This is a genomic window from Lysobacter dokdonensis DS-58, from assembly GCF_000770795.1.
In the GTDB taxonomy this organism is placed as follows: Bacteria; Pseudomonadota; Gammaproteobacteria; order Xanthomonadales; family Xanthomonadaceae; genus Noviluteimonas; species Noviluteimonas dokdonensis.
The window spans coordinates 55,498-80,219 of sequence record NZ_JRKJ01000008.1 but is presented as its reverse complement, the minus strand read 5'-3'; the positions used below and the strand labels follow the sequence as shown (position 1 = coordinate 80,219).

The window sequence follows — 24,722 nt, the reverse complement described above, 5'->3', positions numbered from 1 at the left end:
TCGGTTTTTCCCTAACGCGCGGCAGATGACCGCTTTGCGGTCATCCGCACCATCGGGTGCTCACTTGTGGCGAGTCGGAATGACTTCCACGACACCGGCGCCGGCCTGGGCCGTGTCGCGCGATTGCAGGGTGAGGCGGCGGGCGATTTCGATGCCGACGGTCACCAGCGTGTACACGCCGGCGGCCAGGCCGAGGAACATCGCGAATTGCAGCGTCTGAGCGTCCATGGCGGGTCCCCTGTCTCCCTGTGCGAGGCGACAGGATCGCGCTCAGGCCGTCCGTGAAATTGAGAACAAAGTCACATTTTTGAAGACTGGCTAGGACTCGCTACGGGGAGTCACCTGGGCATCAGCGGGTGTGAAGATCCCCTGGCCGAAGGCGATCAGGTCCCCGTCGGGCACCTTCACGAGCAATTCCCGCTGCCCGTAGGGCTTGTCGGCGGGGCCATGGACGTCCTCCCTGGGGAGGGTGTCCAGCTTCGGCTTGAGCTCGGCGTACAGGCCGTCGACGTCGCGGACGTCGATGTAATAGCGGAAGCGCCGGTTCCCGGGGAGCAGCGGATTGCCCTCGCCCGCCTCGAGGATGCGGATGCCGCAGCCCTCGCGCTCGATGTAGGCGTAGCCGACCTGGCGATAGAGGACGTCGAAGCCGAGGATGTCGGCGAAGAAACGCGTCGTGGCCTCGACGTCGGCCACGTGCATGAACGGCGTGATCTGGAGGAAATTGGCCATGGCGCGAGTATGCGCCACGCAAAAAAGAAGGTCCGATCTCACGGACCTTTTTCAAGGGTCTGGAGGGGATCGGACCTTCCGCTCATCGAGTCACTCTTCGAGTTGCCGACCTCTTCGAACGGTGCGTTCCTGAGGTGGCAGGTTCTTGGAATGTCTCGACGGTTCGGAAGGTAGCGGATCGATCGTCAACGATTTGTCATGGCGGCGCTAAGACCACGGCCACCACCCGCGGCCGGTGAGTGCGTAACGATCCGCCGCACGCTCGAACCGATTGCGCACGCTCACCCCGCCGCACGCCAGGTACAGCGGCAGGAACAGCGGCCCGAGCGCCATGTACTGGAAAACATGCGCGCGTTCGTGGTCGGCGTAGGTGATCGACGGCTCGTGCGCGTGCCCCGCGCGATGCGCGTACGTCACGCATTCCGAATCGAGCGTATCCCCCGTGTGGAGGATGGTGTTCCCCAGCGTGATCGCTCCGCCCGGCCCCCACGGGAACCGGTGGAACACGACCGCGCATTCGCGCGGCCGCACATGCGCGTGCGCGCCGAACAGGATGCCGGCGAGACCCGCGGTCAACCCGATCAGCGTATTCGGCACGGTCCATGCCATGCCGAACAAGCGCGCGACCGCGAGCGGCAGCGCGCCCATCGCCTCAGCGCGCGGCCAGCCAGTCGTGGATGGTCTGCGGCACTTCCTTCTGCGCGCGGCCCGACACGTAGATGCCGATGTGGCCGCCCTTGAAGGAGAGCTCGGTGTAATCCTTCGTGCCGACCACGTCGCGCAGCGCGCGCGAGGCCGCCGGCGGCACCAGGTGATCCTGCTCGGCGAAGATGTTCAGCACCGGCATTTCGACCATGCCCAGGTGCACTTCGCGATCGCCGATGGTGATGCCACCGTTGATGAAGCCGTTGGCCTGGTAGAACTGCTTGACGAACTGGCGGAACGCCTCGCCCGCCTGGTCCGGCGAATCGAAGATCCACTTTTCCATGCGGAGGAAATCTTCGACGGCCTTCTTGTCGTCGAGGATGTCCACCAAACCGACGTACTTCTGCACGAACAAGCGCGCCGGCTTGAGCGTGAGGTAGCACCAGTTCATCAGGTCGGCCGGCACGTTGCCCAGCGTGTCGACGAACAGGTCGACGTCCATGCTGCGCGTCCAGCTCGAGAGCATGTTGTCGTCGGTGTGGAAATCCACCGGCGTGACCATGGTGATGAGGTTGCGGATCTTCCCGGGATGCAGCGACGAGTAGCACAGCGAGAACGCACCGCCCTGGCAGATGCCGAGCAGGTTGATCGCCTCCAGGCCGTGTTCGCGACGCAGGTAATCCACGGCGCCGCCGAGGAAGCGTTCGACGTAATCCTCGAGCGTCAGGAATCGGTCCGAACGATCCGGATAGCCCCAATCCATGATGTACACGTCTTCGCCGCGCGCGAGCAGGCCGCGCACGATGGAACGGTCGGATTGCAGGTCCACCATGTAAGGGCGATTCACCAGCGCATAGCTGATGAGCAGCGGGACCTTGGCGGTCGGCGCCTGCTCACCGCGATAGCGGTACAGCGTGACCTTGCCGTCGGACCACACGGCTTCCTTCGTCGTCGCGCCGTACTGCACGTCGTCGACTTCACGCAGGGTGTTCAATCCCGCGCCGAGTTTCTGCTGCACCTTGAACGCTTCGTCCGCGAGTGCTTCGGGGCTGATGTCCAGCGGACCCTGGTTGCCGAGAGCCATTAGCGCTTCCCCTTGTTCTTCGTCGTCGACTTCTTCGGCGCGGCCGGCTTCGACGGGCTGTTGTCGAGGATCTTGTCGCCCTGCACCTTCAGCGAGGGCTCGCCCGCACGGGCGGCGGCCTGCGGCTGCGGAGCCGGCTTCGCGGGCGTCTGCGCCAGCAACGCGTCGCGCAACTTGCGCACTTCGCGTTCGAGCTGCGCGATCTTCTTGTGCGCGGCGTCGACTTCGGTGCGCGTCGGCATGCCGAGCTGGCCGGTCTGGTTTTCCACTTCGCGCTGCACGCCACCACGCACGCGCATCTGCGCGTCGACGAGGCGGCCGTACACCTTGCGGAATTCATCCGACAGCGCGATCTCGGCGTAGGCCTCTTCGGCGGCGTCGATCCACAGGTCGAACAACGCGCGCGCGGACTTCAGCGGTTCGCCCTTGCGGCCGTTGAGTTTCTGTTCGAACACCTCGTAAGCGCGCTGGCCCGACTTGAGCATCAACGCGTTGTACGCGCTGTTTTCCTGCGCGAGGTCCATCTGCGCCTGCGCGAGCTTCTGCCAGCGTTCCTGGTGTTCGCGCGCGAAACCGAACGCGGGAACGCCGAGCCACGAGCCCGTTTCGCGACGCCATGCATCGAGGAACGGCGAGGCATCTTCGATCCACTGTTCGAGACCCTGCTGGCCCTGCCCGCGCATCGTGCGGAACAACTCGGGGAACGGGTTCTCGCCGACCGCGCCCAGCGCGGACTTCCACGCACTGGTGATATCGCGCGCCGAGGCATCGTGGCCCGCGAACTGCGCCGCCACCTGCTGCATCGCGCCGTACCAGCTGCGGGCCTGGCCATTGAAACGATCGACCGCGGCATTGACCTCCGAACGCTGCCCGTGAGCGAGCTGCGTCCACCAATCCACCGCGTCGTGCCAGGCCTTCATCGGGTCCGGCGTGGCGGGTTGGGCCGACGGCACGGCGCTGCGGAGCATGTCGCCCCATGCGCTCCAGTACTGTTGAGCCACTTTGTTGAAGTCCTGTCCTGCGTCCATTCCCGCCTCCAGCGTCATCAGGCGGGCATCCTATCGCCCGGAATGTTGCAGTGCCACATTTCCTCAGAACTTGGGGATCCGCATCGTCTTGCTGATCATCAGCGAACCCGACAGTGCGAACACCAGCACCAGCGGGTGCAGCTGCCACGGGCCGAGATGGAGCACCCCGAACCACAGATTGGTCCCGATGCGGTCCTGGACCGCGGCCACGGCCAGCAGGACGACGAGCAGCAGGCTGGTGGGGATCGGCGTGCCTTCGAAGAACTTCACCTTGTCGTCTTCACCGGACAGGGCCTCGGCGGTGACGTTGTAGCGCGCCAGGCGACTGACGCCGCAGCCCACGAAATACGAGAGCACCACCCAATCCCATCCGCCCTGCAGGCCACAGGCGTAGGCCAGCGCCGCCGGCGCGACGCCGAAGGAAATGACGTCGGCCAGTGAATCGAGCTCGCGGCCCAGCGTGGAGGCCGACTTGCGCCAACGCGCCACGCGCCCGTCGAGCGCATCGAAGATGAAGGCCAGCGGGATGAGGGCCATGCCCACCAGCAGGTCGCGCACGACGCCTTCCTGCAGGAAGCGCATGGCCGCGAAGATCGCGCCCGTGCCGCAGAACGCATTGGCCAGCGTGAACCAATCGGCCAGGTGGAAGTCGCGCAGCATCGAGAAATGGCGGGGTCGCTGCATCACGTGCTCTCCATTGCGAACGCGCAGGGTGCCAAAGGCGGTGTGAACGCCGCAACCTTCAGGGCCGCGGCGTGCCTGCCTGGACAGGTTCGGGCAGCGTGTCGCCCCGGCACAGCGCGGCGATGTCGAGCGGCAGCAACTGCACCGTCCGCGGGTCGCGCGCGATGCGGACCTGCATCTGCAGCAATCGGGCAGTGCGCATGTCGAACAACAACTCGTAGCCCGAGACCCAATACGTCGACGGGAGGGGACCATCGTCGAACGAGATGTTGACGTAGTACGGCAACCCCTCCATTTCCTCGTGGTACCACGAGCCCGCGACACGCACCTGGCTGATATCGCTGCTCCGCAGCAGCCCCGTCAGGCAGCTCGGCAACCGCACCTCGCGGTCGCGGATCCGCAGGACCACCGAGGCCACGTTCGGTGCGTCGTACGACGCGTCGCTCGCCTTGAACCCCACACGCAGCGAGGCCGGCCCGAATTCTTCGGGAAACCCGGTGAGCGCGCCATCGCGCTCGAGGCGAAACGGCGTGTCTTCATGCGCGAATGCGGGCATCGCGAGCAGCAACGTCGCGGCGAGCAACCAACGTCGGATCGAGAGCATCACGTCTACTCGCGCCGCCAATCGTCGCCGAACGCATCGCGCATGCGTTCGTACGCTTCGCGCTGGTCCTTCGAATGCGCCTTGGGTGCGAGGATTTCGAGTTCGACGATTTCGTCGCCCGGCGGTTGGCCCGGCAGACCGCGGCCGCGCAGGCGGAGCTTGCGGCCCGATTCGGAGTCCGCGGGGATTTTCAGTTCGACGGCGCCGCCCAGCGTCGGCACGCTCACCGTCGCGCCGAGCGCGGCTTCCCACGGCGCGAGCGGCAGCACGTGCAGGATGTTGCGGCCGTCGACTTCGAATTGCGGATGCGCGGCGTATTCGATTTCCAGGTACAGGTCGCCGCCGTTGTTGCCTTGCTTGCCCAGGCGGATCGATTGGCCGGGCTTGATGCCCTTGGGCACCTTGATGTCCAGCGTCTTGCCGTTGACGCCAATGCGCACGCTGCCGCCGCTGTACACCGACTCCAGCGGCACCGCGAGTTTCGCGCGCGTGTCGCGCGTCTGTTGGCGCGCGCCGTTGCCGCCGCCGTAGCCCGGGCCGCCGCCGCGCTGGCGGCCGAACAACGATTCGAAGAAATCGGAGAAGCCGCCACCCGCGCCACCGCCGGCGAAGATTTCGTCGAAGTCGAAGTCGCCCTGCCCGCCGTGGAATCCGCCGGGCGGCGGTTGCACGTCGTCGCCCGGACGATAGCCGCGCGTGCGCAACTGATCGTAAGCGGCGCGCTTCTGCGGATCGCGCAACGCCTCGTAGGCTTCGTTGACGGCCTTGAACTTGTCCTCGGCGCCCGCTTCCTTCGAGACATCGGGGTGGTACTTGCGCGCCAGTCGCCGGTAGGCGGTCTTGATCTCGGAGTCGCCCGCGCCGGGCTCGACGCCCAGGATCTGGTAGTAGTCCTTGAATTCCATGCGCAAAAGCCTACCGCAACGCCGTGGAGACCGGATCATCTACACTCGATGGCCTGCCCCCCACGCAAGGATTCCCCCATGTCCATCCAGCCCGGCGACCGCATCCCCGAAGTCGCCCTCAAGCGCATCAAGGACGGCGTCGAGACGGTCGATACGCGCACATTGTTCGACGGCAAGAAGGTCGTGCTGTTCGCGGTGCCCGGCGCCTTTACCCCGACCTGCTCGGAGCGCCACCTGCCGGGCTTCGTCGAGAAGTTCGAGGACTTCAAGGCGCGCGGCGTCGAAGTGCTCTGCATGTCGGTCAACGACCCGTTCGTCATGAAGGCCTGGGGCGATTCGCAGCACGTGCCGCAGGGCCTGGAAATGCTGGCCGACGGCAATGGCGACTTCACCCGCGCGCTCGGCCTGGAAATGGACGCGAGCGGTTACGGCATGGGCCTGCGTTCCAAACGCTTCGCGTTGTACGCCGAGGACGGCGTGGTCAAGCAGTTGCATGTCGAATCGCCGGGCGAGTTCCGCGTGTCGGCCGCCGACTACGTCCTAGAGCAACTGGGCTAACCGCCCGGTTCCATGACCCGGAACCCGATCGCCGCCCATGCGCCGGTTTCGGCCAGCGCAGTGAGCGTGTGCGCGCCGTGGGCGGCGAAGTCGAAAGCGAACGGCGCGGCGCCGCGGGTCTCGCCGACCATGCGGCCGTCAAGCAACCAGCGGATGCGCGCTTCACTGCCGAGCGCGCGCACCGAGAGTTTCAACGGTGCGGTGCTGTTGGACGGGCGCGCGAGGGTTGCGCGGTCGACGAGACCATCGATCCGCAAGGACTCGGTGGCGTCGCGGCTGTCGGGTTCGCAATCGGCGGCACGCGGCGGCAGCGTCGCCGCCGCGCGCGTTTCGTCGGACAGCCAGGGCGACGCGAGTGCGGGCCAGCGCGCGAGTTCGGTCGGCCGGCGGTCGTGCATCGACGTGCAATCGGCGGTGAGCCGTTGGCCCGTGCGTGCATCGATGTCGAATCGTTCGACACCCGCGTTCCACAATCGCGCATCGCGTTCGGCGAAGGTTGGCGGCACGTTGCCGTCGAGCGTCCACGCTTCGCGTTTCTTGCGGCACAACCCGGGCGCCGCGGGATCGGGCGGCAGGCCGAGCGGCCAGCACACTTCGATTTCCTCCACGCCTTGCGGCGGCGGGCGCGGCGCCGTGTCGGTCGCCGCGACCGGCAGGCTGTCGATGGTTTCGAACAACAACGGCAGCGCGGTCATCGCGCCGTATTGCCCGGGCATCGGCGTGCCGTCGGGCCGGCCGACCCACACCCCGACCGTGTAGCGCCGCGTACTGCCGAGCGCCCACGCGTCGCGATAGCCGTAACTCGTGCCCGTCTTCCATGCCACGCGCATGCGGGAGCGCGAATCGAATGTATCGGCCACGGTGCCCGGGCGCGGATGCGCTTCGAGAATCTCGCGAATGATCCATGCCGCGCCCGGCGACAACAGGCGGCGGTCGACATGCGGTGCATCCGGCCGATAACGCACGCGGCCGGCGATGCCGTCGCGATTCAATGCCGCATACGCACCGACGAGGTCTTCCAATCGCGCACCCGTGCCGCCGAGGATCATCGCCAGGTTCGGCGCCCCGCCCTCCGGCCATTTCAATGCGATGCCTGCGTTCTCGAGCCGCGCGGCGAATCGCGCAGGGCCGACGCGATCGAGCAGATCGACGGCGGGCACGTTCAACGACAGGCGCAACGCTTCCGACGCGGCCACTGGCCCGTTGAACGCCATGTCGAAGTTGCCGGGCCGATAGTCGCCGAACGACTGCGGCGCATCGATGAGCAGGCTTTCCGAATGGATCAGGCCGTCGTCGATGGCCAGGCCGTAGAGGAACGGTTTGAGCGTCGAGCCCGGCGAGCGCCAGGCTTTGACCATGTCGACGTGGCCCAACCGCTCGGGATCGCCGAATTCCACCGAGCCGACATAAGCGCGCGCTTCGAGCGTCGCATTGTCGACGACCAACAAAGCGGCCGATGTCCGCGGCGGCAAATCGGAGAAGTACGCAGCGACGCGCTCTTCCAGCATGCGTTGCAAATCGTTGTCGATGGTCGAACGGATCCGCGACGCGCCGGGCGCCGCATCGCGCAGACGTTGCGCGAGCAGTTGCGCGTGGCGCGGCGGTTCCAATGCACGCGCGACAACCGGTTCGATCTTCGCCTCGTGCACGTCGCCCGCCGGCCACAGGCCCTGCGTCGCCATGCGCGCGAGCACCTTGTCGCGTGCGACGCGTGCGCGCTCGGGCGCGCGATCCGGCCGCAACCGGCTCGGCGATTGCGGGAGCACGACAAGCAATGCGGCTTCCGCATGCGACAACCGCGCCGCCGGCTTGCCAAGGTACGCCCAACTGGCCGCTTCGACGCCTTCGATGGTGCCGCCGAAGGGCGCGCGATCCAGGTACAGCGCGAGGATCTCGCTCTTCGACAGATGCACTTCCAGTTGCAGCGCCCGCGCCATCTGCCGCGCCTTGTCGAACACGCTGCGCCGGCCGGGCTTCGGGGGATCGAGGATCCGCGCGACTTGCATGGTCAACGTCGAGCCGCCCGACACCACGCGCCCATGCCGCGCCCACTGCCCCGCCGCGCGCGCCATCGCGACGGGATTGATGCCCGGATGCGCGTAGAACCAGCGGTCCTCGTAGCCGATCAGCGCCTGCACGTACAACGGCGACACACGATCGATCGACGCCGGATACCGCCACACGCTGTCGCGGTCGGCGAAAGCGCGCAACGGCGTGCCGTCGCGCGCCAGGACGATCGCTCCCGCGCCGCGCCCATCGGGCAACGGCACGGGGAACGCGAGGTCCGCCAGCATGGCGAGGACGAGCAGCAGCTCCGCTGCCAACAGTCCCCGCCACCACCACCGCCTTCGACTGCGCACGGTCATTGCCCCGGTTGGGTCACCGTGATCGTCGCGGGCGTGCGCACGCCGGTGCCGCGCAACTCGGGCCGGTACATGTCCTCCGCTTGCGGCGGCGGCACCGCGTAGGTGCCCGGCGTTACGGCGCGCACGAGGTAGAACAGGCGTGCGGTGTCGTAACGATCGAGCTTGAGCGCGGCGGCATAGCGGTCGTCGCGGAACTCTTCGTGGCGCAGTTCGTTTGCGCGATCGCGGTTGGCGATCTCGATGCCGTCGATCACCACGCCCGCCCACTGCTTCGCATCGCCGAGGTTGAAGTTCTCGATTTCCAGGCCCGCGGGCAGCAGGTCGACGACGAGTGCATCGGGCATCGCCGTGGAGGCCTTCACCGTCAGTTGCACGATGAGGCTGTCGCCTTCGACCAGCTTGTCGCCGGCCCACGGCTTGCCGTCGGTGGTGTAGTACGTGCGCTGGATGTCGATGACCGACTTGTCCGGCGCAGGTGCCTCGCGCGGGATGCCGGCGACTTCCATGCTCACGTAGTACGGCGGTGGCGTGGTCGGCACGAAGCGCAGGTCGAGCGCCCCGTTGTCCACCAGGCGGCCCGTCATCGGCACGTCCGCGACATCGCTGCGGACGTTCGGACCGATCCATTGGCCCGCGACGACCTTGCCCTTGCCGCGCATCAACGCCTTGCCCATGCGCGCGATCGACACCTGTTCCTGCGTGCTGAGGTAGAACCAGCGTTCCTTGCGGCGGGCGTCGAGTTCGCGGCCGAGTGCGATCGAACGCGCGTCGTACTCAGGCTTCGCCAGCCCACGCTCATGAACGAGCGCGATCATCATCGCGTCGTCGCGGATGCGCGTGCCGTAGTCGCCGAGGTATTCCGGCCGATGCGAATCGTCGAACGCGAAGCCTTCGGCGATGGATTTCGCACCGCGGCGGCGGTCGCCCTGCAGCGACAGCGCGATGCCCAGGCGCACGAGCGGCAGGCCCGTTTCGGCCTTCGCGCGTTCGTCGTCGTACAGCGCGCGCAGCGTGCCGAGCGGCGCGCGGTTGACGCGGGCCAGCGCGTAGCCGGCGTGCGCGCGATACGCGAACATCAGATGCGGGCGATGGTCGTAGTTGTAGAACTGCGGACCACCGGACAGCAGGTCTTCGTTGAGCGCCTTCAGCGATTTCTGCAGCATCGCTTCGGGCACTGCGAAGCCGGCTTCGCGCGCATCGAGCATGAACTCGGTGATGTACGGCGTCAGCGAGGGATCGACGAAATCATCGCCCCACAACGAGAAGTGGCCCGACGCCAGTTGCATGCCCGCCAGGCGGGCGAGCGCACCGGCGATGCGGTCGCGGCGTTCGCGGTCGCCGAGCGGCGGAACACCGAGCAGTTTGGCCGTCGCATCGTCGAGCACCAACGTCGCGTAGCCCTTGCTCGTCGTCTGCTCGGCGCAGCCGTACGGGTACTTCAGAACGTCTTCCAGCGCCGCGGCGAACGGAATCGGCGGATACGCGCTGACCACGAGGCGGCCGCGTACCGAATCGGGCATCAGCCCCGAGAGGAGCGTCGGATCGAGCGCGATCGGGCCGTTGCCCTGCACCGTGACGCTGCGCGTCCGCATGACCTGCGGCCATGCCGCGCGCACCGGCAGGTCGTACTTGCGATCGACCTTGTGCCCGTTGCCATCGACGCGCACGCGCACCTGCGCGGTCGAGAAGCCTTCCTTCGCCTGCAGCGGGAAGGTGAGCGTCGTGCGTTCGTCCTTCGCCAGCTTGACCGTACGCGCGCCGTTGCCAATCGACAGCGGACCGATGCCATCGACCTGCACCTTGAACGCGCCCGGCTGGCCGCTGAAGTTCTGCACGTCGAGCGTGACGTTGCTCTTGTCGCCCGGCGCGAGGACGCGCGGCATGCTCGCTTCGGCCAGCACCGGCGCGCGCACGAGGGTTTCGTTCGCGCGGCTGCCGTACTTGCCACCGGACCAGACGAGCGCCGAGACGCGCAGCGTGCCGTTGAAGTCGGGCACGTCGAGCTTCACCCGCGCGATGCCCTTCGCATCGAGCTTCACCGGGCCGCTGAACAGGTCGACGGTCTGCACGCGCGAGGTGGGCCTGCGCGCTTGCGGCAGCGCGAGCGGCGGGGCCATGTCGCCGCCGAAGCGGATCTTCGCGGTCTGCCCGTCGAAGCTTTCGATCACGCGGCCGTACAGATCGTAGGCATCGACGCCGAGGCGGCGCTGCGCGAAGAAATGCTCGGCGGCGTTGGGCACCGGGAAGCGCGTGATGTTGAGGATGCCGACGTCGACGGCCGACACCGACACGAACGCGACCTGGCCCGCCAATTGCGGCGCGCTCACGACCACCGGCAGCTTCTGCTGCGGGCGCATCGCCTTCGGAACGGCCACGCCGACCGCGACGTTGCGGTCGCGGCGGTCCATCACGACATGCGCGATACCGACGGCGCGCGCCGGCGTCACCTTGCTGCGCGCACTGCCGCCGCGGAAGATCAGCGCGGTGACGTACACATCGTGGCGCTCGAACTCCCTGGTGACCGGGATTTCGAACGTGCTGCCCGCCTTCGCCGTGATGCCCTGGACGAAGAGCATCTTGTCGCTCTCCACCATCAGCAGGCCTTCGCCCTCGTGCGGCGGCGTCACGGTGACCTTCATCGTGTCGCCGGCGCGATAGTGCGTCTTGTCGAGCGCGAGCTTGACCTTGTCGGGGCGCGCGTCGAGGCCGCGGTTCTCGTCGTCCCAGCTCCAGCCGGCGGTGAACGGGTAACGCGTGGTGAGTTTGGTCGTCGGGTCGTAGACCTCGATGCGATAGTTGCCCCACTCCACCGGGAACGCGAGGCGGATGGCGGTCGTGCCGAGATCGACGGTGCGTGTTTCGATCGACGACCAGCGACTGCTGTAGTCGTAATCCCAACCGCCTTCGTCGCCCCACGCCCAGTGGTAGTCGCGCTTCTCGCGCATCAACGTGACGCGCGCGCCCTGCACCGCGCGCATGGCGCCGTCGGCGGAGAAGCGCGCGAGTTCGAACCCGGCGTTGGAATCCGATCCCGGGCCTTCCTTGTCGTCGAACAACGGGCGCACGCCCACCAGCGTTTCGGCCGGCCACACGACGCGCTTGATCGAACGATTGACGCTGCGCCCGCCGGTTTCGTACACGCTGCCGGTGACCACCGCGGCAATCGGCGAAACGGGCCTGGCCTCCTTCGGCAACGCGATGGGTTGCACGAGCGTGCCGTCGTCGCCGAATTCGGTATCGACGACGTCCTTGGCGTCCTTCGGCAGCGTGAGCGTCGGGTCGCCGAAGAACCAGCCTTTCAGCGATTCGATCGGATGTTGTTCGACGGCGACGGCGAGTTTCGCGGTGAAACGGTTGCCCGCCGCGGGCGCGCCGTACAGATACGCGCCGACCGCCTTCAATTGCAGCGGCTGGCCGGGCGAGAGGCGCGCGGGCGCGTCGAGGTCGAGCTTCATGCGCTCGGGCAGGAACTCCTCGATGCGCAGCGTCATACCCTGCACCGCGTCCTTGCTGGCCGGGTCGGTACGGAATTCCACTTTCCAGCGGCCGGTGGCGGCGTCGGCCGGAATGGCCTGCGCGTGGCGAACGTAGCCCTGCGTGTCGGGTTGCAGCGGGGTTTCGAGCAGCGCCTTGCCGTCGGGTTGCACGTAGCGCACGAAGATCGGCTGCAACGCCTTGCCCTTCGTGTCGATCGGTTGCCCATCCTGGTCGCGCAACAACGCGGAGATGCGCACCGTTTCGCCGGGGCGATACAGATCGCGGCCCGACCAGGCGAAGACGTCGAACCACGCCTGCTCGCGGCCGGCGACGGCGAACTCCGACAGATCGAGCGCCGGCTGGTTGAAGGGCAGCATCGACACATCGGTGCCGTGCGTGGCGATCAAGACGTGCGTCGCATCGAGCTTGTACGGCAGCAGCGCGTTGCCGTTGCGGTCGGTGCTGGCCTTGAGGATGGCCTCGCCCGCGGCGTTCAGCACTTTCAGTTCGACCGTCGGCTGCGCGGCACCCGATTGCAGCGAGGCGGCGTGCACGAACAGGCGATCCTTGTAGGCGCGCGTGTGCAGGCCGAGGTCGCTGACGGTGAAGAACGCGGTGTCGTACTGCTCGGTGAACTGTCCGGCGCGCTTCATCACCGCGAAGTACAGGCCGGGCTTCTGCAGCTCCGTGATGTCCTGCAGCGGCAGGTAGGTCAGCACGCGCTCGTTGGTGCGGCCACCCAGCGTGAAGCGGTTGACGTACACCGGTTCGGCCATCTTCGACAACGGCGTGCGGCTGCGCGAGACGCCACTGTCGTCGTCCCAGTTGTAGTCGCGTTCGAGATCCCAGGTGCCGCGGCGTCCGCCGCGCTGGAACTCGGCGAAGAAGCGCGGCAGTTCGCTGTCCTTGATGCGCAGGAATTCGACGTCGACTTCCGGCACGTTGATCGACACGACCGGCAAGCCGCGGCTTTCGCGCGCCGGCAGCACGCTGCCCTGCGAGGCGAAGCCAACCACCGGGTCGAGCGGGCCGGTGTGCACCGTGCGGCGGATGTCTTCCTTCAGCGTGCGGCCGTCGGCGGCGGTGAGTTTGGCTTCGACCGACACGATGTAATCGCGGCCGGCTTCGACGTGTGGGAATCGCAGGACGCGGCCTTCGTCGTCGCCCTTGTCGTCGAGCACCCAGCTGCCCTTGACCCGCGAGCCGTCCTTGTCCGTGACCGACAGCAGGTCGTCGAACTCCTGCGTGCCGACCAACGGCTTGCTGAATTCGAGCGCCAGCGCGAGCGTGTCGCCTTGCTGGTCGGGATACGCGGACACCAGGCCGAACCCGGCGACCTGCGCTTTCTTCGCGGCGATCTTCTCGCCGCTGACTTCCGGGAGTTCGCCTCCCGGCTGGGGTTTGCACCCTGCAGCGAAGCCCATTGCCAGGGCGGCGATGGCCACCCACCCGATTGCATTCCGAATCGCACCCCCGACTCCGTTCGGACGCGCCCAGCGTTGCATGATCGAACCCCTAAGTTGTGTTGTGACGGCAGGCCGCCGTCGTGCGATCGCCTTGAAGCATGCCCCGGATACGACAACGCCGCCCGGAGGCGGCGTCGTCGATGTGCGTTGCACGCACTCGGGCGATCACTCCGGAGAACGATCCTCGGCAGCGTCGGCGGACACCGCTTCGGACGCGTCGACCATCGCCGTTGCCGCGCCTTCAGCTTCCGACACAACCGTCTCGTCGTCCAGCGACGCGTCGACGCGTTCGACCGCCTGCAGCGTCTCGTCTTCGGCCAGGCGCATGAGCGTGACGCCCTGCGTGTTGCGGCCGACCTGCGAGATTTCCGCCGCGCGCGTGCGCACCAGCGTGCCGCCGTCGGAGATCAGCAACACCTCGTGGTGGTCGCTGAGCTGGATGGCGCCCACCAGCTTGCCGTTGCGCGCGGTGGTCTGGATGGCGATGACGCCCTGCGTGCCGCGGCCCTTGCGCGGGTAGTCCGCGACCGGGGTGCGCTTGCCGTAACCGCGTTCGCTGGCGGTGAGGATGTCGCCGTCGCCTTCGATCACGATCAGGCTCTGGACCTTGTCGCCCTCGGCCAGGCGCATGCCGCGAACGCCGGTGGCGGTGCGGCCCATGGCGCGGACTTCGTTTTCGGCGAAGCGCACGGCCTTGCCGTTGGACGCGAACAACATGATGTCGCTGTCGCCGCAGGTCAGCGCGACGCCGACCAGCGCGTCGCCGTCGTCCAGGTTGATGGCGATCTTGCCGCGCTGCAGGCGGAAGGCGAACTCGGTGAGCGCCGTCTTCTTGACCGTGCCGTCGCGGGTGGCGAACAGCACGTAGCGGTCGTCGCGGTACTCGCGCACCGGGAGGACGGCCTGCACCTGCTCGCCGGCTTCCAGCGGGATCCAGTTGATGATCGGACGGCCGCGGGCGTTGGGGCCGGCGTCGGGCAACTGGTGCACCGGCAGCCAGAACACGCGGCCGGCGCTGGTGAAGGTGAGCAGCGTGTCGTGCGTGTTGACCAGCCACAGGCGGTCGATGAAATCCTCGTCCTTCGCCATCGCCGCGTTGCGGCCGCGGCCGCCGCGGCGCTGCGCGCGGTACGCGCTGGCCGGCTGGCGCTTGGCGTAGCCCGAATGCGACAGCGTGACCACCACGTCTTCCGGCGCGATGAGGTCGAGGATGTCGAGGTCTTCCTCGCTGGCGCGGATTTCCGAACGACGCGCGTCGCCGAATTCTTCCTTCAGGTTGCGCAGCTCGGTGCGGATGACATCGAGCAGCACGTCCGGGTTTTCGAGGATGCGGATCAGGCCGGCGATGGTTTCCAGCAACTGCTTGTATTCGTCGGTGAGCTTTTCCTGCTCCAGGCCCGTGAGGCGGTGCAGGCGCATCTCGAGGATCTGCTGCGCCTGGACTTCGGTGAGCTGGTAGCCGGCTTCGGACAGGCCGACGCCCGCCGGCAGGTCATCCGGACGCGAGGCATCGGCGCCGGCGGCGGCCAGCAGCGAACCCACCAGGCCCGGGGGCCAGCGGCGGTCGAGCATGCGCTCGCGGGCTTCGTTCGGGTTGGCCGACGTCTTGATCAGCTCGATCATCTCGTCGATGTTGGCCAGTGCGACCGTCAAACCTTCCAGCACGTGGGCGCGCTGGCGGGCCTTGCGCAGTTCGAAGATGGTGCGGCGCGTGACGACTTCGCGGCGGTGGCGCACGAAGGCTTCCAGCATCTGCTTGAGGTTGAGCAGCTGCGGGCGGCCGTCGACCAGCGCGACCATGTTGATCGCGAACACCGATTCCATCTGTGTCTGCGCGTAGAGGTTGTTCAGCACGACCTCGGCCGACTCGCCGCGCTTGACCTCGATGTAGATGCGCATGCCGTCCTTGTCGGACTCGTCGCGCAGCTCGCTGATGCCTTCGAGCTTCTTTTCCTTCACCAGCTCGGCGATCTTCTCGATCAGCCGCGCCTTGTTGACCTGGTACGGGATCTCCGACACCGCGATGGCTTCGCGGCCGGTGTCTTCGTTGACTTCGATCTCGGCGCGGGCGCGCATGCGCACGCGGCCGCGGCCGGTGCGGTAGGCGAGCTGGATGCCGGCGGTGCCGTTGATGATGCCCGCGGTGGGGAAGTCGGGGCCCGGGATGTGCTGCATCAGGCCGTCGACGTCGAGCAGCGGATCGTCGATCAGCGCGATGGTGGCGTCGATGACTTCGTTGAGGTTGTGCGGCGGGATGTTCGTCGCCATGCCGACCGCGATGCCCGCCGAGCCGTTGACCAGCAGGTTCGGCACCCGCGTCGGCATGACGGTGGGTTCGAGTTCCTTCTCGTCGTAGTTGGGCTGGAAGTCGACGGTTTCCTTGTCGATGTCCGCCATCAGCTCATGCGCCAGGCGCGACATGCGCGCCTCGGTGTAACGCATGGCCGCCGGGGAGTCGCCGTCGATGGAGCCGAAGTTGCCCTGCCCGTCCACCAGCATGTAGCGCAGCGAGAAGGGCTGCGCCATGCGCACCAGCGTGTCGTAGACCGCGGTGTCGCCGTGCGGGTGGTACTTGCCGATGACGTCGCCGACGATGCGCGCCGACTTGTAATACGGCTTGTTGCTGTGGGCGCCGAGCTCGTTCATCGCGAACAGCACGCGGCGGTGCACCGGCTTGAGGCCGTCCCGGACGTCGGGGAGTGCGCGCCCCACGATCACGCTCATCGCGTAATCGAGGTAGCTGCGGCGCATCTCGTCTTCGAGGTTGACCGGGATGATTTCCTTGGCGAGTTCTGCCATTCGGTGGGCTTTTTCTAAGGAGTGCGCAAGGCGGGAATTCTAGCATGGACCCGGTCGCCAGTCGCTTTTCAAACGCCCGAAAAACAAAGAGTTATGAAGTCTCGCCCGGGTCCCGCCTGACGGAGAAGGCGCGACCTTCCTCGTGTGGATAGCGATCCCCGGCGACGTAGCCTTCGAGTAGCGAAACCAGCCCCCCTCGAATGAACAGGATGAACCCGACAGGCTCCGCGCCGGGGCTGTCGGCCACGACGTCGGATAACTCGAAATCCTGCGCTCCGGGGAGCGGTATGGCCCTGCTGTCCAGGTGGAAGTCGATATACACACCCACCGCATCGGGCGACCGCGTGACCGACGCGAGATGGCGCAGTTGCGCCCGCAACGCGATGAGCGTCGGGCTTTCGCCCTCCAGCAGCAGGTGCAGGGCATCACGCTCCACCTGCGGAAGATCAGTCAGCTGCACGCGTGGGATCCTCCTTCCTGATGAACGCGGTCCCGACCTTCGACGTCGATCCACGCGATGACACGCGCGGATTTCGCGAACGATTCCATCGCGACACCCCGTCACGCCGCGACGAATGCGGCCGACTGAAGGTCACGAACGCGGGGGAGAGGATCGAGCCGAAACGTCTCGAGCGCAGGACGACTCAGCCCCCGAAGGCGGCCCGCATCGCGGCTTCATCCGGGCGGCGGATCAGGCCCCGTTCCGTGACGATCGCATCGATCAGGTCGTGGGGCGTCACGTCGAAGACCGGGTTCCAGGCGTCGATGCCCTCGGCGACGGTGCGGCTGCCGCCGACGGCGTGCAGCTCGGCGGCGTCGCGCTCCTCGATCTCGATCAGATCGCCGCTGGCGGTGGCCATGTCGACGGTCGAGGACGGGGCGACCACCATGAATCCGACGCCGTGGTGGCGCGCGGCGATGGCGAGCTGGTAGGTGCCGATCTTGTTCGCGGTGTCGCCGTTGGCGCAGATGCGGTCGGCGCCGACGACCACCCACTGCACCTTGCCAGACTTAAGCAAATGCGAAGCAGCGGAGTCTGCGATCAGGGTGGCGTCGATGCCATCCTGCTGCAGTTCCCACACGGTCAGGCGCGCGCCCTGGAGCCACGGACGGGTTTCGCCCGCGAACACTTTGTCGATGCGGCCCTGCGCGACGCCGGCGCGGATCACGCCGAGCGCGGTGCCGAAGCCTGCGGTGGCGAGCGAACCGGTGTTGCAGTGGGTGAGGACGCCGCTGCCGGGTTCGATCAGCGATGCGCCCAGCGCGCCCATGCGGCGGTTGGCGGCGAGGTCTTCGGTGTCGATGGCCTGCGCTTCGCGTTCGAGCGCGCCGCGCCAGTCGTGGTCGGCACGGGCCAGGGCGGCGCGCATGCGTGCGAGCGCCCAGGCGAGGTTGACCGCGGTCGGGCGTGCGGCGTTGAGGCGTTGCAGGGCCGGTTCGAGTTTGGCGGCCGCGTCGCGCGCGTCGGTCGCATCGATCTCGCGTTCGGCGAGCACGACGCCCCAGGCCGCGGCGATGCCGATCGCCGGTGCGCCGCGGACCGCGAGCGCGTGGATGGCCGCGGCGACCTCGTCGCTGGTGCGGCACGTCATGTACTGCGTTTCGAACGGCAGCTTGCGCTGGTCGAGAAGATCGAGCGCCTCGCCGGTCCAGCGGATGGGGCGGATGCGGTCGTAGCGGGCGTAGTCGAAGTCGTCCATGGGGCGCAGTTTAGCGCGCCCCCTCTCCGCCTTCAGGGAATCGCAAGATGCTCCGCCGACAACGGCGTCGCCCCACGCGGTTTCGTTTCGATCACCGCATCCACCGGCAACGGCTTGGCCGCATCGTCGAGATGCGCATTCACCTGGTCCAGGGCCGCGTACACGTACGGCAGCAAAGGCACGTAGCGACTGCCGTAATCGGGCAGCGCGAGGAAGCCGTCGAAGTGCTGGGCGTTGCGGATCTGCCAGTAGCGCACGTCGCGTCCGGCGGCCTTCGCCATCGCGACGTACGGGGCGCTCGAGAACGCGGGCGGGATCAGCCCGTCGTCGAGACCATGCACCACGACAACCGGCAACCCCGCGCGCGGGGCGTTCGCGCGCAGCTGCGCGACACCCGCGCGCACGCGGTCGGCGTCGGCGCCCTGCCCGTCCCACAACGCGCGCAGGCATTGCAGGCCCGGTAGCGTGAAATCCGGTGCGGCGACCTTCGTGTCGACGATGTTCACACCCGCGCCCGGCGGAATGCCGCTGCCGTCGCTCCACCAGGCGGCGCGCTCGACGTCCGTCGCTGCGCGCGGAGTGAAGTCCGGATTCTGCGCGCCGAAACGAAAGCCGCACGGATGCGCGTTGAAACCGTAACGCCCGTACGCCGATGCATACGTCACGGCGACCGCGCGATAGAGATCGAAATCCACGGACAACGCCGCCGCGCGCATCGCGGCATCGGTCCAACCGCTCGCCTGCAATGTCGCGCGTGCGTCCTTGGGCGTGATGCCGAGCGAGGTGCAACGCAAGGTGCCGACGGCCTTGCCCGCGGCCGACAACGGCGATTGCGGCAGCGATTCCAAATCCAGCAACGCGCACGGCATCAACAGCGCCGCTTGCGTGGTGTAGTCGTACAACGCGCGACCACCGGCCGCGTCGATGCTCGGTTCGCCCGCGACCACGGCGTCGAGCCAATCACCGTCGAGTTCCGCCGCGCGCAACACCGCGCCGCCGCCGTTCGAAATGCCCACCGCGATGACGCGCGTGTTGTCGAAGCGGAAGGGCGCCTGGTCCGGGAAGGCTTGCGTCAGGGATTGCAGCGCGAACTCCGCCGCCTGCTTCACGTGGCGGCCCCAATCGGCTTCGGGATTGTCCTGCGAATGCGCGTGCTTCACCTCGACGCCATCGGCGCCGTGGTCGACGTAATCGGTGCCCGCGCCCTTGTCGGTGTACGCCACGGCGCAGCCTTTCGGCAGGCCCCATGCACCGGCGACCGCGATCGACCCGTAGATGCCGCGCGAACCCGACGACGCGGTGACGACCACGCAACGCTTGGTCGCATCGAATCCATCGGGCACTTGCACCAGCACGCGATGCGGCTGGTGCGCACCATCGATGCGCGCCTGTGCGCTGAACTCGCGCCCGGGCACCGCCTGCGTCGTGCCGTACAGGATGCCGTAGCCGCCGAGCGGCCCGAGATCGGCGATGCCGCGCCAGTTGTTCCACAGCGCGCGACGGCGACGTTCGGCGTCGGTGGGATGCGCGGGATCGGCGAACGCCGGCGCGGCCATCGCGCGCAATCCGTCGATCCCCAGGCCGGCGGTGAGCAGATCGTCGCTGCCGCGGTGTTCGGTGGTCTGCGTCGCGGTGAACATCGTCGTCGCCTCCGTCGCGCGCGGCGTGGATGCGCAACCCGCCAGCCCAGCCATCGCGACGCACAGCGCCGCGCCCCACTTCGCTCGTTCGCGCATGTTATCCATGCGGCCACCCTAGCAACCCGGCCGCCGCGCGGCATCGTACTTTCGTCCGAAGGCGTCCGCGCCACGGCCTGCTAGGCTGGCCGCAGCACGCTCCGAGCCCGACGCCATGACCCCACGTTGCATCCTGATCACCGGCGCCGGTAGTGGCATCGGCGCCGGCATCGCCTCCGAACTGGCGAACGCGGGCCACCATCTCGTGGTGACCGACGTCGCCCTGGCGCCCGCGCAGGCCGTCGTCGACGCCATCAAGGCTGGCGGCGGATCGGCCGAAGCGCTGGCCCTCGATGTCACGTCCGATGACAGCGTCGCCGCCGCGATGGCGCAAGTGTCGCGGCCGATCGACGTCCTGGTGAACAACGCCGGCCTGCAACACGTCGCGCCGCTGGAAGAGTTCCCAATCGCCAAATGGGATCTCCTCGTGCAGGTGATGCTCGTCGGTGTCGCGCGTTTGTCGCGTGCGGTGCTGCCCGGCATGCGCGAACGCGGCTTCGGCCGCATCGTGAACATCGGCTCGATCCACTCGCTCGTCGCCAGCCCGTACAAGAGCGCTTACGTCGCGGCCAAGCACGGGCTGGTCGGGTTCTCCAAGGTGATCGCGCTGGAAACGGCCGACACTGACATCACGATCAACACCATCTGCCCGACCTACGTGAAGACCCCACTGGTCGACAAGCAGATCGCCGACCAGGCGCGCACGCGGGGCATTCCCGAAGACGCCGTCGTGCGTGAGGTGATGCTCAAGCCGATGCCTAAGGGCGTGTTCATCGGCTTCGACGAACTGGCCGGCATCACCGCGTTCCTGATGGGCCCGCACGCGCGGAACATCACCGGGCACACAATCGAGGTGGACGGCGGCTGGACCGTGCAGTGACACTGGCCCGATGCCGTCCCTGCTGATCGCCGACGACCACCCGCTCTTCCGGGCCGCATTGCGCGGCGCGGCGAAGGACGCCGTGGCCGACCTCGACGTCCACGAAGCCGAAACGCTCGAAGGCGTCCTCGCGCGCCTGGATGCCGAACCGGGCATCGATCTCGTGCTGCTCGACCTCCACATGCCGGGCAACCATGGCCTCGCGGGATTGGCGGCGATCCGCGCGCAACACCCGGGTGTCGCCGTCGTCGTGGTGTCCGCGAACGATGACCCGCGCGTCATCCGCCGCGCACTCGACCACGGCGCCGCGGGTTACCTGCCGAAGAGCACCGGTCTGGACGACCTGCGCCACGCCATTCGCAGCGTGCTCGCCCTGGAGCAATGGTTGCCCGCGACATTGCGTGCCGCAGTGAATGGCGCGCCTTCGACGCCCGGTGATTCCGCGCTCGCTGCACGCCTGGCGAGCTTGTCGCCGCAGCAATTCCGCGTGCTGGCGCTGGTGGCGGAAGGATTGCTCAACAAACAGATCGCCGACCGCCTCGACATCCAGGAGCGCACGGTGAAGTCGCACCTGTCCGCGATCTTCGAACGCCTCGGCGTCCGCAATCGCACGCAGGCGAGCGTGATCCTGCGGGAACTGGAATTGAGCGATCCGTCGCGGCAGATGGAGTGACGGCTGGCCGTCGTCCTGCTACGTCACCGCTCGTGCAGCAAGCAAGCGATCCAGCACGCTTTTCAACGCCAACGGTTTCAACGGTTTCATCAACAACGGCAAGCCCGCTTCCTGCACGGCGGCACGCACGTCGGTGCCTGCGTCGGCGCTGAGGATCAGCGTCGGTCGCGCGCCATGGGCTTGCGACAACCGCGCATGCGCGCCGACGCCGGTGGCGCCGTCGTCGAGGTGGTAGTCGAACAACCACAGGTCCGCGGGCGATTCGGACAACGCCGCGTCGGCTGTGTTCGCGTCGCGGGCGTCGATCACGGAGCAGCCCATGCCTTCGAGCAATTGCCGCAAGGCGTTTCGGGCGAGGACTTCGTTGTCGAGGACGAGGACGCGGGTGCCGGCCAGGCCACTCTTCGCGGCGGCGTGTTGCGCGCGTGCGGGCGTGGCCACACGCGGGACCGTCACGGCGAACATCGTGCCGGTGCCGGGCGCGCTGCGTAGCGTGAGCGGCGCGTCGAGCAACTTCGCGATGCGGTCGGCGATCGCCAGGCCCAGGCCGAGCCCCTGCCCCGCGGCGTCGGCGCCGCGGCGGAATTCGTCGAAGATGTGCGACTGCGCTTCGCGCTCGATGCCCGGGCCGGTGTCGTGCACTTCGATGCGCAGCGCACCGCCCGTGCGGCGCACGCCGAGGACGATGCGACCACGGTCGGTGTAACGCACCGCGTTGGCGAGGAAGTTCTGCAGCACGCGGCGCAGCAACTGCGGGTCGCTGTGGACCCATGCGCAGGTCGCGAGCGCGTCGAATTGCAGGCCGCGTTCGGCCGCCAGCACGCGGAATTCGGAAGCGAGCGGTTCGAGCACGTCGGCGAGCGCAAATGCGCGCGGTTGCGGATCCAGGCCGCCTGCTTCCAGCCGCGACATGTCGAGCAGCGCGGTCAGCAGATCGGTCGTCGAATCCAGCGCGCCGCGGATCTGCTTCACGCTCTCCTTTCCGCCCGGGGGCACCTGCTGCGCAAGGGCATCGGTGAACAAGTGCGCGGCGTGCAACGGTTGCAACAAGTCATGGCCGATGGCGGCAAGGAAACGGCCCTTCGCGTCGTTCGCGCGCTCGGCCTCGTGGCGCGCGGATTCGAGCGCGGCGGTGCGTTCTTCCACGCGTTGCTCGAGCGTTTCGTTCGATTGCAGCAACGCCGCTTCGGTGCGGCGGAACGCGGTGACGTCGGTGAAGGTCGCGACGAACCCGCCGCCCGGCATCGGGTTGCCGCGGATCTCGACGATGCGGCCGTCGGGAAACTCGCGCTCGGTGAGGTGCGGCGTGCCCGCGCGCATGTGCGACAGTCGCCGTTGCAACGCGCGTTCGGCGTCGCCCGTCGGTGGCATCTGTTGCAGCGCGTAACGCGCGAGTTCGGCGATCGTCGTGCCGACGGTGAGCAACGATTCGGGGAAGCCGAACAACTCCGCGTACCGGCGATTCCAAGCGACCAGGCGCAGCTGCGCATCGACCACGCTGATGCCCTGGTCCATGTTCTCCAGCGAAGTCTCGAGCACGCGCTGGTTGAACCGCAGATCGCGCGAGGCCTCGCCGACGATGGCGGCCACCGTGTCCAGATGCCCTGCTTCGCGCCGCGCGGCATCGAGAAGTACTCGCGCGGAGGCCGAGCCCAGCACGGCCGCGAGTTCGCGTTCGACCTGCGCTTCGGTCTGCGCGGGCACGGCGCCGTCGGCCGGCGCTTCGCGCAGCATCGCTTCCACGCGATCCGGCGGCAGGAAGCGCAGGCCCGCGTCGCGCAGCGTGCGCGCATCGAGACCGCGCCGCGCGCGACGCGGCAGTTCGCGTTTCCACGCCAACGCCAGCACCGTGGCGACGGTTCCGACGAACAGACTCGCACCCACCGCGCGCCCGAGCCGGCTCCACCCCGTCAACCCGAACAAGCCGTTCGGCGACAACCACTCGATGCCGAACGGTCCGTCGATCAACCACGTCGGTGAAGTGCCATGCAGCGCATGGAACGTGGGGACCCATTGCACCCAGCACCACGTCGCGAACGCCGCCACGATGCCGACCACGACCGCGCGCGCCGGCGTCTGCGGCCGCCACACGGCGAATGCGAGCGCGGGCACCAACGTGCCGAGCGCCGAGAACGACACGGCGCCGACGTCCGCCAACGCCTCGCTCCCCGCGACGAGCCGGCTGTAGCCCCACGCCAGCAACATGATCGCGACGATGCCGAAGCGCCGTAGCGCGAGGACGTGTCCGCGCAAGTCGCCGCCATCGCCACGCGCCCACGCACCGCGCAACAGGCCCGGCGCGAACCAGTGGTTGCCGATCATCAGGCTCAAGGTGAGCGTGCTGACGACGACCATGCCCGTCGCTGCACTCAACCCGCCGAGGAATGCGAACAGCGCCAACCCCTCCTGCCCTTGCGACAGCGGCAACGCGAGCACGTACAGATCGGACGGCACGCTCGACCCCAGCAACGCCTCGCCCGCGCGCGCCAGCGGCAGCACCGGCAACGCGATCAGCACCAGGTACAAGGGGAATTGCCAGCGCGCGGTGCGCACGTCGCCTTGTTCGCGGCACTCGACGACCGCGATGTGGAACTGGTGCGGCAGGATGAACATCGCGAAAGCGCCCAGCAGCACCAGCGGCGCGAACCCGCCCGGCGACACCGGCGCCTGCACCGACGACGCAGGCATCTCGAAATCGAGCCCGAACCACACGAACGCACCCAGCGCAAGCATCGCCGCGAGTTTGAGCACCGATTCCAGCGCCATCGCGAGCACGAGTCCGCGATTGTGTTCTGCCGCGCTGACGCGCCGCGTGCCGAACAACATCGCGAACAAGGCCATCGCCAGCGCGACATACAGCGCGCTGTCCTGCCACGCCGCGCCCGTGGCGTCGCTGGCCGTGAGCATGCCGAAGCTCATGGCGATCGCCTTGAGCTGCAACGCGATGTACGGAATCAGGCCGAGCGCGGCGACCAGCGTGATGGTCGCGGCGAGCCACGCATCCTTGCCCAGGCGCGTGGCGATCAGGTCGGCGATGGACGTGGCGTTGGTTTCGCGCGCCAGCTTCACCAGCCGCACCATGAAACCGAACCCGACCAGGTACAGCACGATCGCGCCGAGGAAGGTGGGCGGCAACGGCCACCCGTTGCGCGCGGCCTGCGTCACCGTGCCGTAGAAGGTCCAAGAGGTGCAGTGCACGGCGAGCGAGAGCGCGTAGACGTGCCGCCAGCCCGAGGAAAACGCACGCGGGTGCCGCTCGCCGTACACCCCGGCGAAAAACAGCAGGCCCAGCCACGCCAGGCCCGCGAAAACCACGACACCGATGTTCAACATGGAATGCGCAACGTCATGCGCCTAGCGTATCCGCTCCTCCCCCCGCACAGCA

General features: G+C 67.8%; 18 protein-coding genes. 3 read left to right on the top strand and 15 right to left on the bottom strand.

Going from position 1 to position 24,722, the window contains the following annotated elements; genetic code table 11:
* Nucleotides 1-60: 60 nt before the first annotated feature.
* The 8 genes from LF41_RS16950 to LF41_RS07485 form a co-directional block, all read right to left on the bottom strand.
* Nucleotides 61-228, bottom strand: a complete 168-nt coding sequence (locus tag LF41_RS16950; RefSeq protein ID WP_161786934.1) for a hypothetical protein — start codon at nt 226-228, stop codon at nt 61-63.
* Between the two features lie 90 nt (nt 229-318).
* Nucleotides 319-732 (bottom strand): bleomycin resistance protein, encoded by a 414-nt coding sequence (locus LF41_RS07515; RefSeq protein WP_052116226.1) that lies wholly within the window; start codon nt 730-732, stop codon nt 319-321.
* 207 nt (nt 733-939) lie between these two features.
* Entirely contained in the window at nt 940-1,380 is a 441-nt protein-coding gene (locus LF41_RS07510; RefSeq protein ID WP_036168097.1) for a hypothetical protein, read from the bottom strand.
* Between the two features lie 4 nt (nt 1,381-1,384).
* Nucleotides 1,385-2,461 (bottom strand): class III poly(R)-hydroxyalkanoic acid synthase subunit PhaC, encoded by a 1,077-nt coding sequence (locus tag LF41_RS07505; RefSeq protein ID WP_036168095.1) that lies wholly within the window; start codon nt 2,459-2,461, stop codon nt 1,385-1,387.
* Nucleotides 2,461-3,507 (bottom strand): class III poly(R)-hydroxyalkanoic acid synthase subunit PhaE, encoded by a 1,047-nt coding sequence (gene phaE / locus LF41_RS07500; RefSeq protein WP_052116225.1) that lies wholly within the window; start codon nt 3,505-3,507, stop codon nt 2,461-2,463. Before phaE ends, LF41_RS07505 begins: the two co-directional genes overlap by 1 nt.
* Nucleotides 3,508-3,552: 45 nt before the next feature.
* On the bottom strand, nt 3,553-4,173 hold the full coding sequence (locus tag LF41_RS07495; protein WP_036168092.1) for a CDP-alcohol phosphatidyltransferase family protein: 621 nt from the start codon (nt 4,171-4,173) through the stop codon (nt 3,553-3,555).
* 58 nt (nt 4,174-4,231) lie between these two features.
* Nucleotides 4,232-4,777 (bottom strand): hypothetical protein, encoded by a 546-nt coding sequence (locus LF41_RS07490; RefSeq protein WP_036168089.1) that lies wholly within the window; start codon nt 4,775-4,777, stop codon nt 4,232-4,234.
* A gap of 5 nt (nt 4,778-4,782) precedes the next feature.
* A complete protein-coding gene (locus LF41_RS07485; RefSeq protein WP_036168086.1) occupies nt 4,783-5,682 on the bottom strand; it encodes a DnaJ C-terminal domain-containing protein in 900 nt (299 codons plus the stop codon).
* Nucleotides 5,683-5,760: 78 nt separating this feature from the next.
* Here LF41_RS07485 and LF41_RS07480 point away from each other — a divergent pair, with 78 nt between their 5' ends.
* Nucleotides 5,761-6,240 carry a peroxiredoxin gene (locus tag LF41_RS07480; RefSeq protein WP_036168082.1) on the top strand — a complete coding sequence of 160 codons (480 nt, stop codon included), beginning with the start codon at nt 5,761-5,763 and terminating at the stop codon, nt 6,238-6,240.
* Here the strand turns inward: LF41_RS07480 and pbpC are convergent.
* From pbpC to LF41_RS07450, 6 genes are all read right to left on the bottom strand, one after another.
* Entirely contained in the window at nt 6,237-8,606 is a 2,370-nt protein-coding gene (gene pbpC / locus LF41_RS07475) for a penicillin-binding protein 1C (RefSeq protein ID WP_084073449.1), read from the bottom strand. The genes LF41_RS07480 and pbpC overlap by 4 nt on opposite strands.
* Nucleotides 8,603-13,588: an alpha-2-macroglobulin family protein gene (locus tag LF41_RS07470; RefSeq protein WP_036168080.1), complete on the bottom strand. Its 4,986-nt coding sequence runs from the start codon at nt 13,586-13,588 to the stop codon at nt 8,603-8,605. The genes pbpC and LF41_RS07470 overlap by 4 nt, the downstream gene beginning before the upstream one ends.
* 126 nt (nt 13,589-13,714) lie before the next feature.
* Nucleotides 13,715-16,348: a DNA gyrase subunit A gene (gene gyrA, locus LF41_RS07465; RefSeq protein ID WP_036168078.1), complete on the bottom strand. Its 2,634-nt coding sequence runs from the start codon at nt 16,346-16,348 to the stop codon at nt 13,715-13,717.
* Between the two features lie 91 nt (nt 16,349-16,439).
* Complete coding sequence (locus tag LF41_RS07460) at nt 16,440-16,808, bottom strand: hypothetical protein (protein WP_036168075.1); 369 nt, start codon at nt 16,806-16,808, stop codon at nt 16,440-16,442.
* Between the two features lie 184 nt (nt 16,809-16,992).
* On the bottom strand, nt 16,993-18,048 hold the full coding sequence (gene mtnA / locus LF41_RS07455; protein ID WP_036168072.1) for an S-methyl-5-thioribose-1-phosphate isomerase: 1,056 nt from the start codon (nt 18,046-18,048) through the stop codon (nt 16,993-16,995).
* Nucleotides 18,049-18,080: 32 nt separating this feature from the next.
* On the bottom strand, nt 18,081-19,793 hold the full coding sequence (locus LF41_RS07450; RefSeq protein WP_237577682.1) for a D-(-)-3-hydroxybutyrate oligomer hydrolase: 1,713 nt from the start codon (nt 19,791-19,793) through the stop codon (nt 18,081-18,083).
* Between the two features lie 106 nt (nt 19,794-19,899).
* Here LF41_RS07450 and LF41_RS07445 point away from each other — a divergent pair, with 106 nt between their 5' ends.
* On the top strand, nt 19,900-20,664 hold the full coding sequence (locus LF41_RS07445) for a 3-hydroxybutyrate dehydrogenase (protein WP_036168069.1): 765 nt from the start codon (nt 19,900-19,902) through the stop codon (nt 20,662-20,664).
* A gap of 10 nt (nt 20,665-20,674) precedes the next feature.
* Complete coding sequence (locus tag LF41_RS07440) at nt 20,675-21,337, top strand: response regulator transcription factor (protein WP_036168067.1); 663 nt, start codon at nt 20,675-20,677, stop codon at nt 21,335-21,337.
* Nucleotides 21,338-21,355: 18 nt separating this feature from the next.
* Here the strand turns inward: LF41_RS07440 and LF41_RS07435 are convergent, their stop codons facing one another.
* Nucleotides 21,356-24,670, bottom strand: coding sequence for a PAS-domain containing protein (locus LF41_RS07435; protein WP_036168064.1), 3,315 nt, complete (start codon nt 24,668-24,670; stop codon nt 21,356-21,358).
* Nucleotides 24,671-24,722 lie beyond the last annotated feature (52 nt).

Bases quoted from the DNA above. Each gene is read 5' to 3' on its own strand.
- mtnA (WP_036168072.1), bottom strand. From the start codon at position 18,048: ATGGACGACTTCGACTACGCCCGCTACGACCGCATCCGCCCCATCCGC.
- LF41_RS07505 (WP_036168095.1), bottom strand. From the start codon at position 2,461: ATGGCTCTCGGCAACCAGGGTCCGCTGGACATCAGCCCCGAAGCACTC.
- LF41_RS07435 (WP_036168064.1), bottom strand. From the start codon at position 24,670: ATGTTGAACATCGGTGTCGTGGTTTTCGCGGGCCTGGCGTGGCTGGGC.
- LF41_RS07490 (WP_036168089.1), bottom strand. From the start codon at position 4,777: ATGCTCTCGATCCGACGTTGGTTGCTCGCCGCGACGTTGCTGCTCGCG.
- LF41_RS07480 (WP_036168082.1), top strand. From the start codon at position 5,761: ATGTCCATCCAGCCCGGCGACCGCATCCCCGAAGTCGCCCTCAAGCGC.
- gyrA (WP_036168078.1), bottom strand. From the start codon at position 16,348: ATGGCAGAACTCGCCAAGGAAATCATCCCGGTCAACCTCGAAGACGAG.
- LF41_RS07495 (WP_036168092.1), bottom strand. From the start codon at position 4,173: ATGCAGCGACCCCGCCATTTCTCGATGCTGCGCGACTTCCACCTGGCC.
- LF41_RS07470 (WP_036168080.1), bottom strand. From the start codon at position 13,588: ATGCAACGCTGGGCGCGTCCGAACGGAGTCGGGGGTGCGATTCGGAAT.
- LF41_RS07450 (WP_237577682.1), bottom strand. From the start codon at position 19,793: ATGGATAACATGCGCGAACGAGCGAAGTGGGGCGCGGCGCTGTGCGTC.
- LF41_RS07510 (WP_036168097.1), bottom strand. From the start codon at position 1,380: ATGGGCGCGCTGCCGCTCGCGGTCGCGCGCTTGTTCGGCATGGCATGG.
- LF41_RS07485 (WP_036168086.1), bottom strand. From the start codon at position 5,682: ATGGAATTCAAGGACTACTACCAGATCCTGGGCGTCGAGCCCGGCGCG.
- LF41_RS16950 (WP_161786934.1), bottom strand. From the start codon at position 228: ATGGACGCTCAGACGCTGCAATTCGCGATGTTCCTCGGCCTGGCCGCC.
- phaE (WP_052116225.1), bottom strand. From the start codon at position 3,507: ATGACGCTGGAGGCGGGAATGGACGCAGGACAGGACTTCAACAAAGTG.
- LF41_RS07445 (WP_036168069.1), top strand. From the start codon at position 19,900: ATGACCCCACGTTGCATCCTGATCACCGGCGCCGGTAGTGGCATCGGC.
- LF41_RS07440 (WP_036168067.1), top strand. From the start codon at position 20,675: ATGCCGTCCCTGCTGATCGCCGACGACCACCCGCTCTTCCGGGCCGCA.
- pbpC (WP_084073449.1), bottom strand. From the start codon at position 8,606: ATGACCGTGCGCAGTCGAAGGCGGTGGTGGTGGCGGGGACTGTTGGCA.
- LF41_RS07515 (WP_052116226.1), bottom strand. From the start codon at position 732: ATGGCCAATTTCCTCCAGATCACGCCGTTCATGCACGTGGCCGACGTC.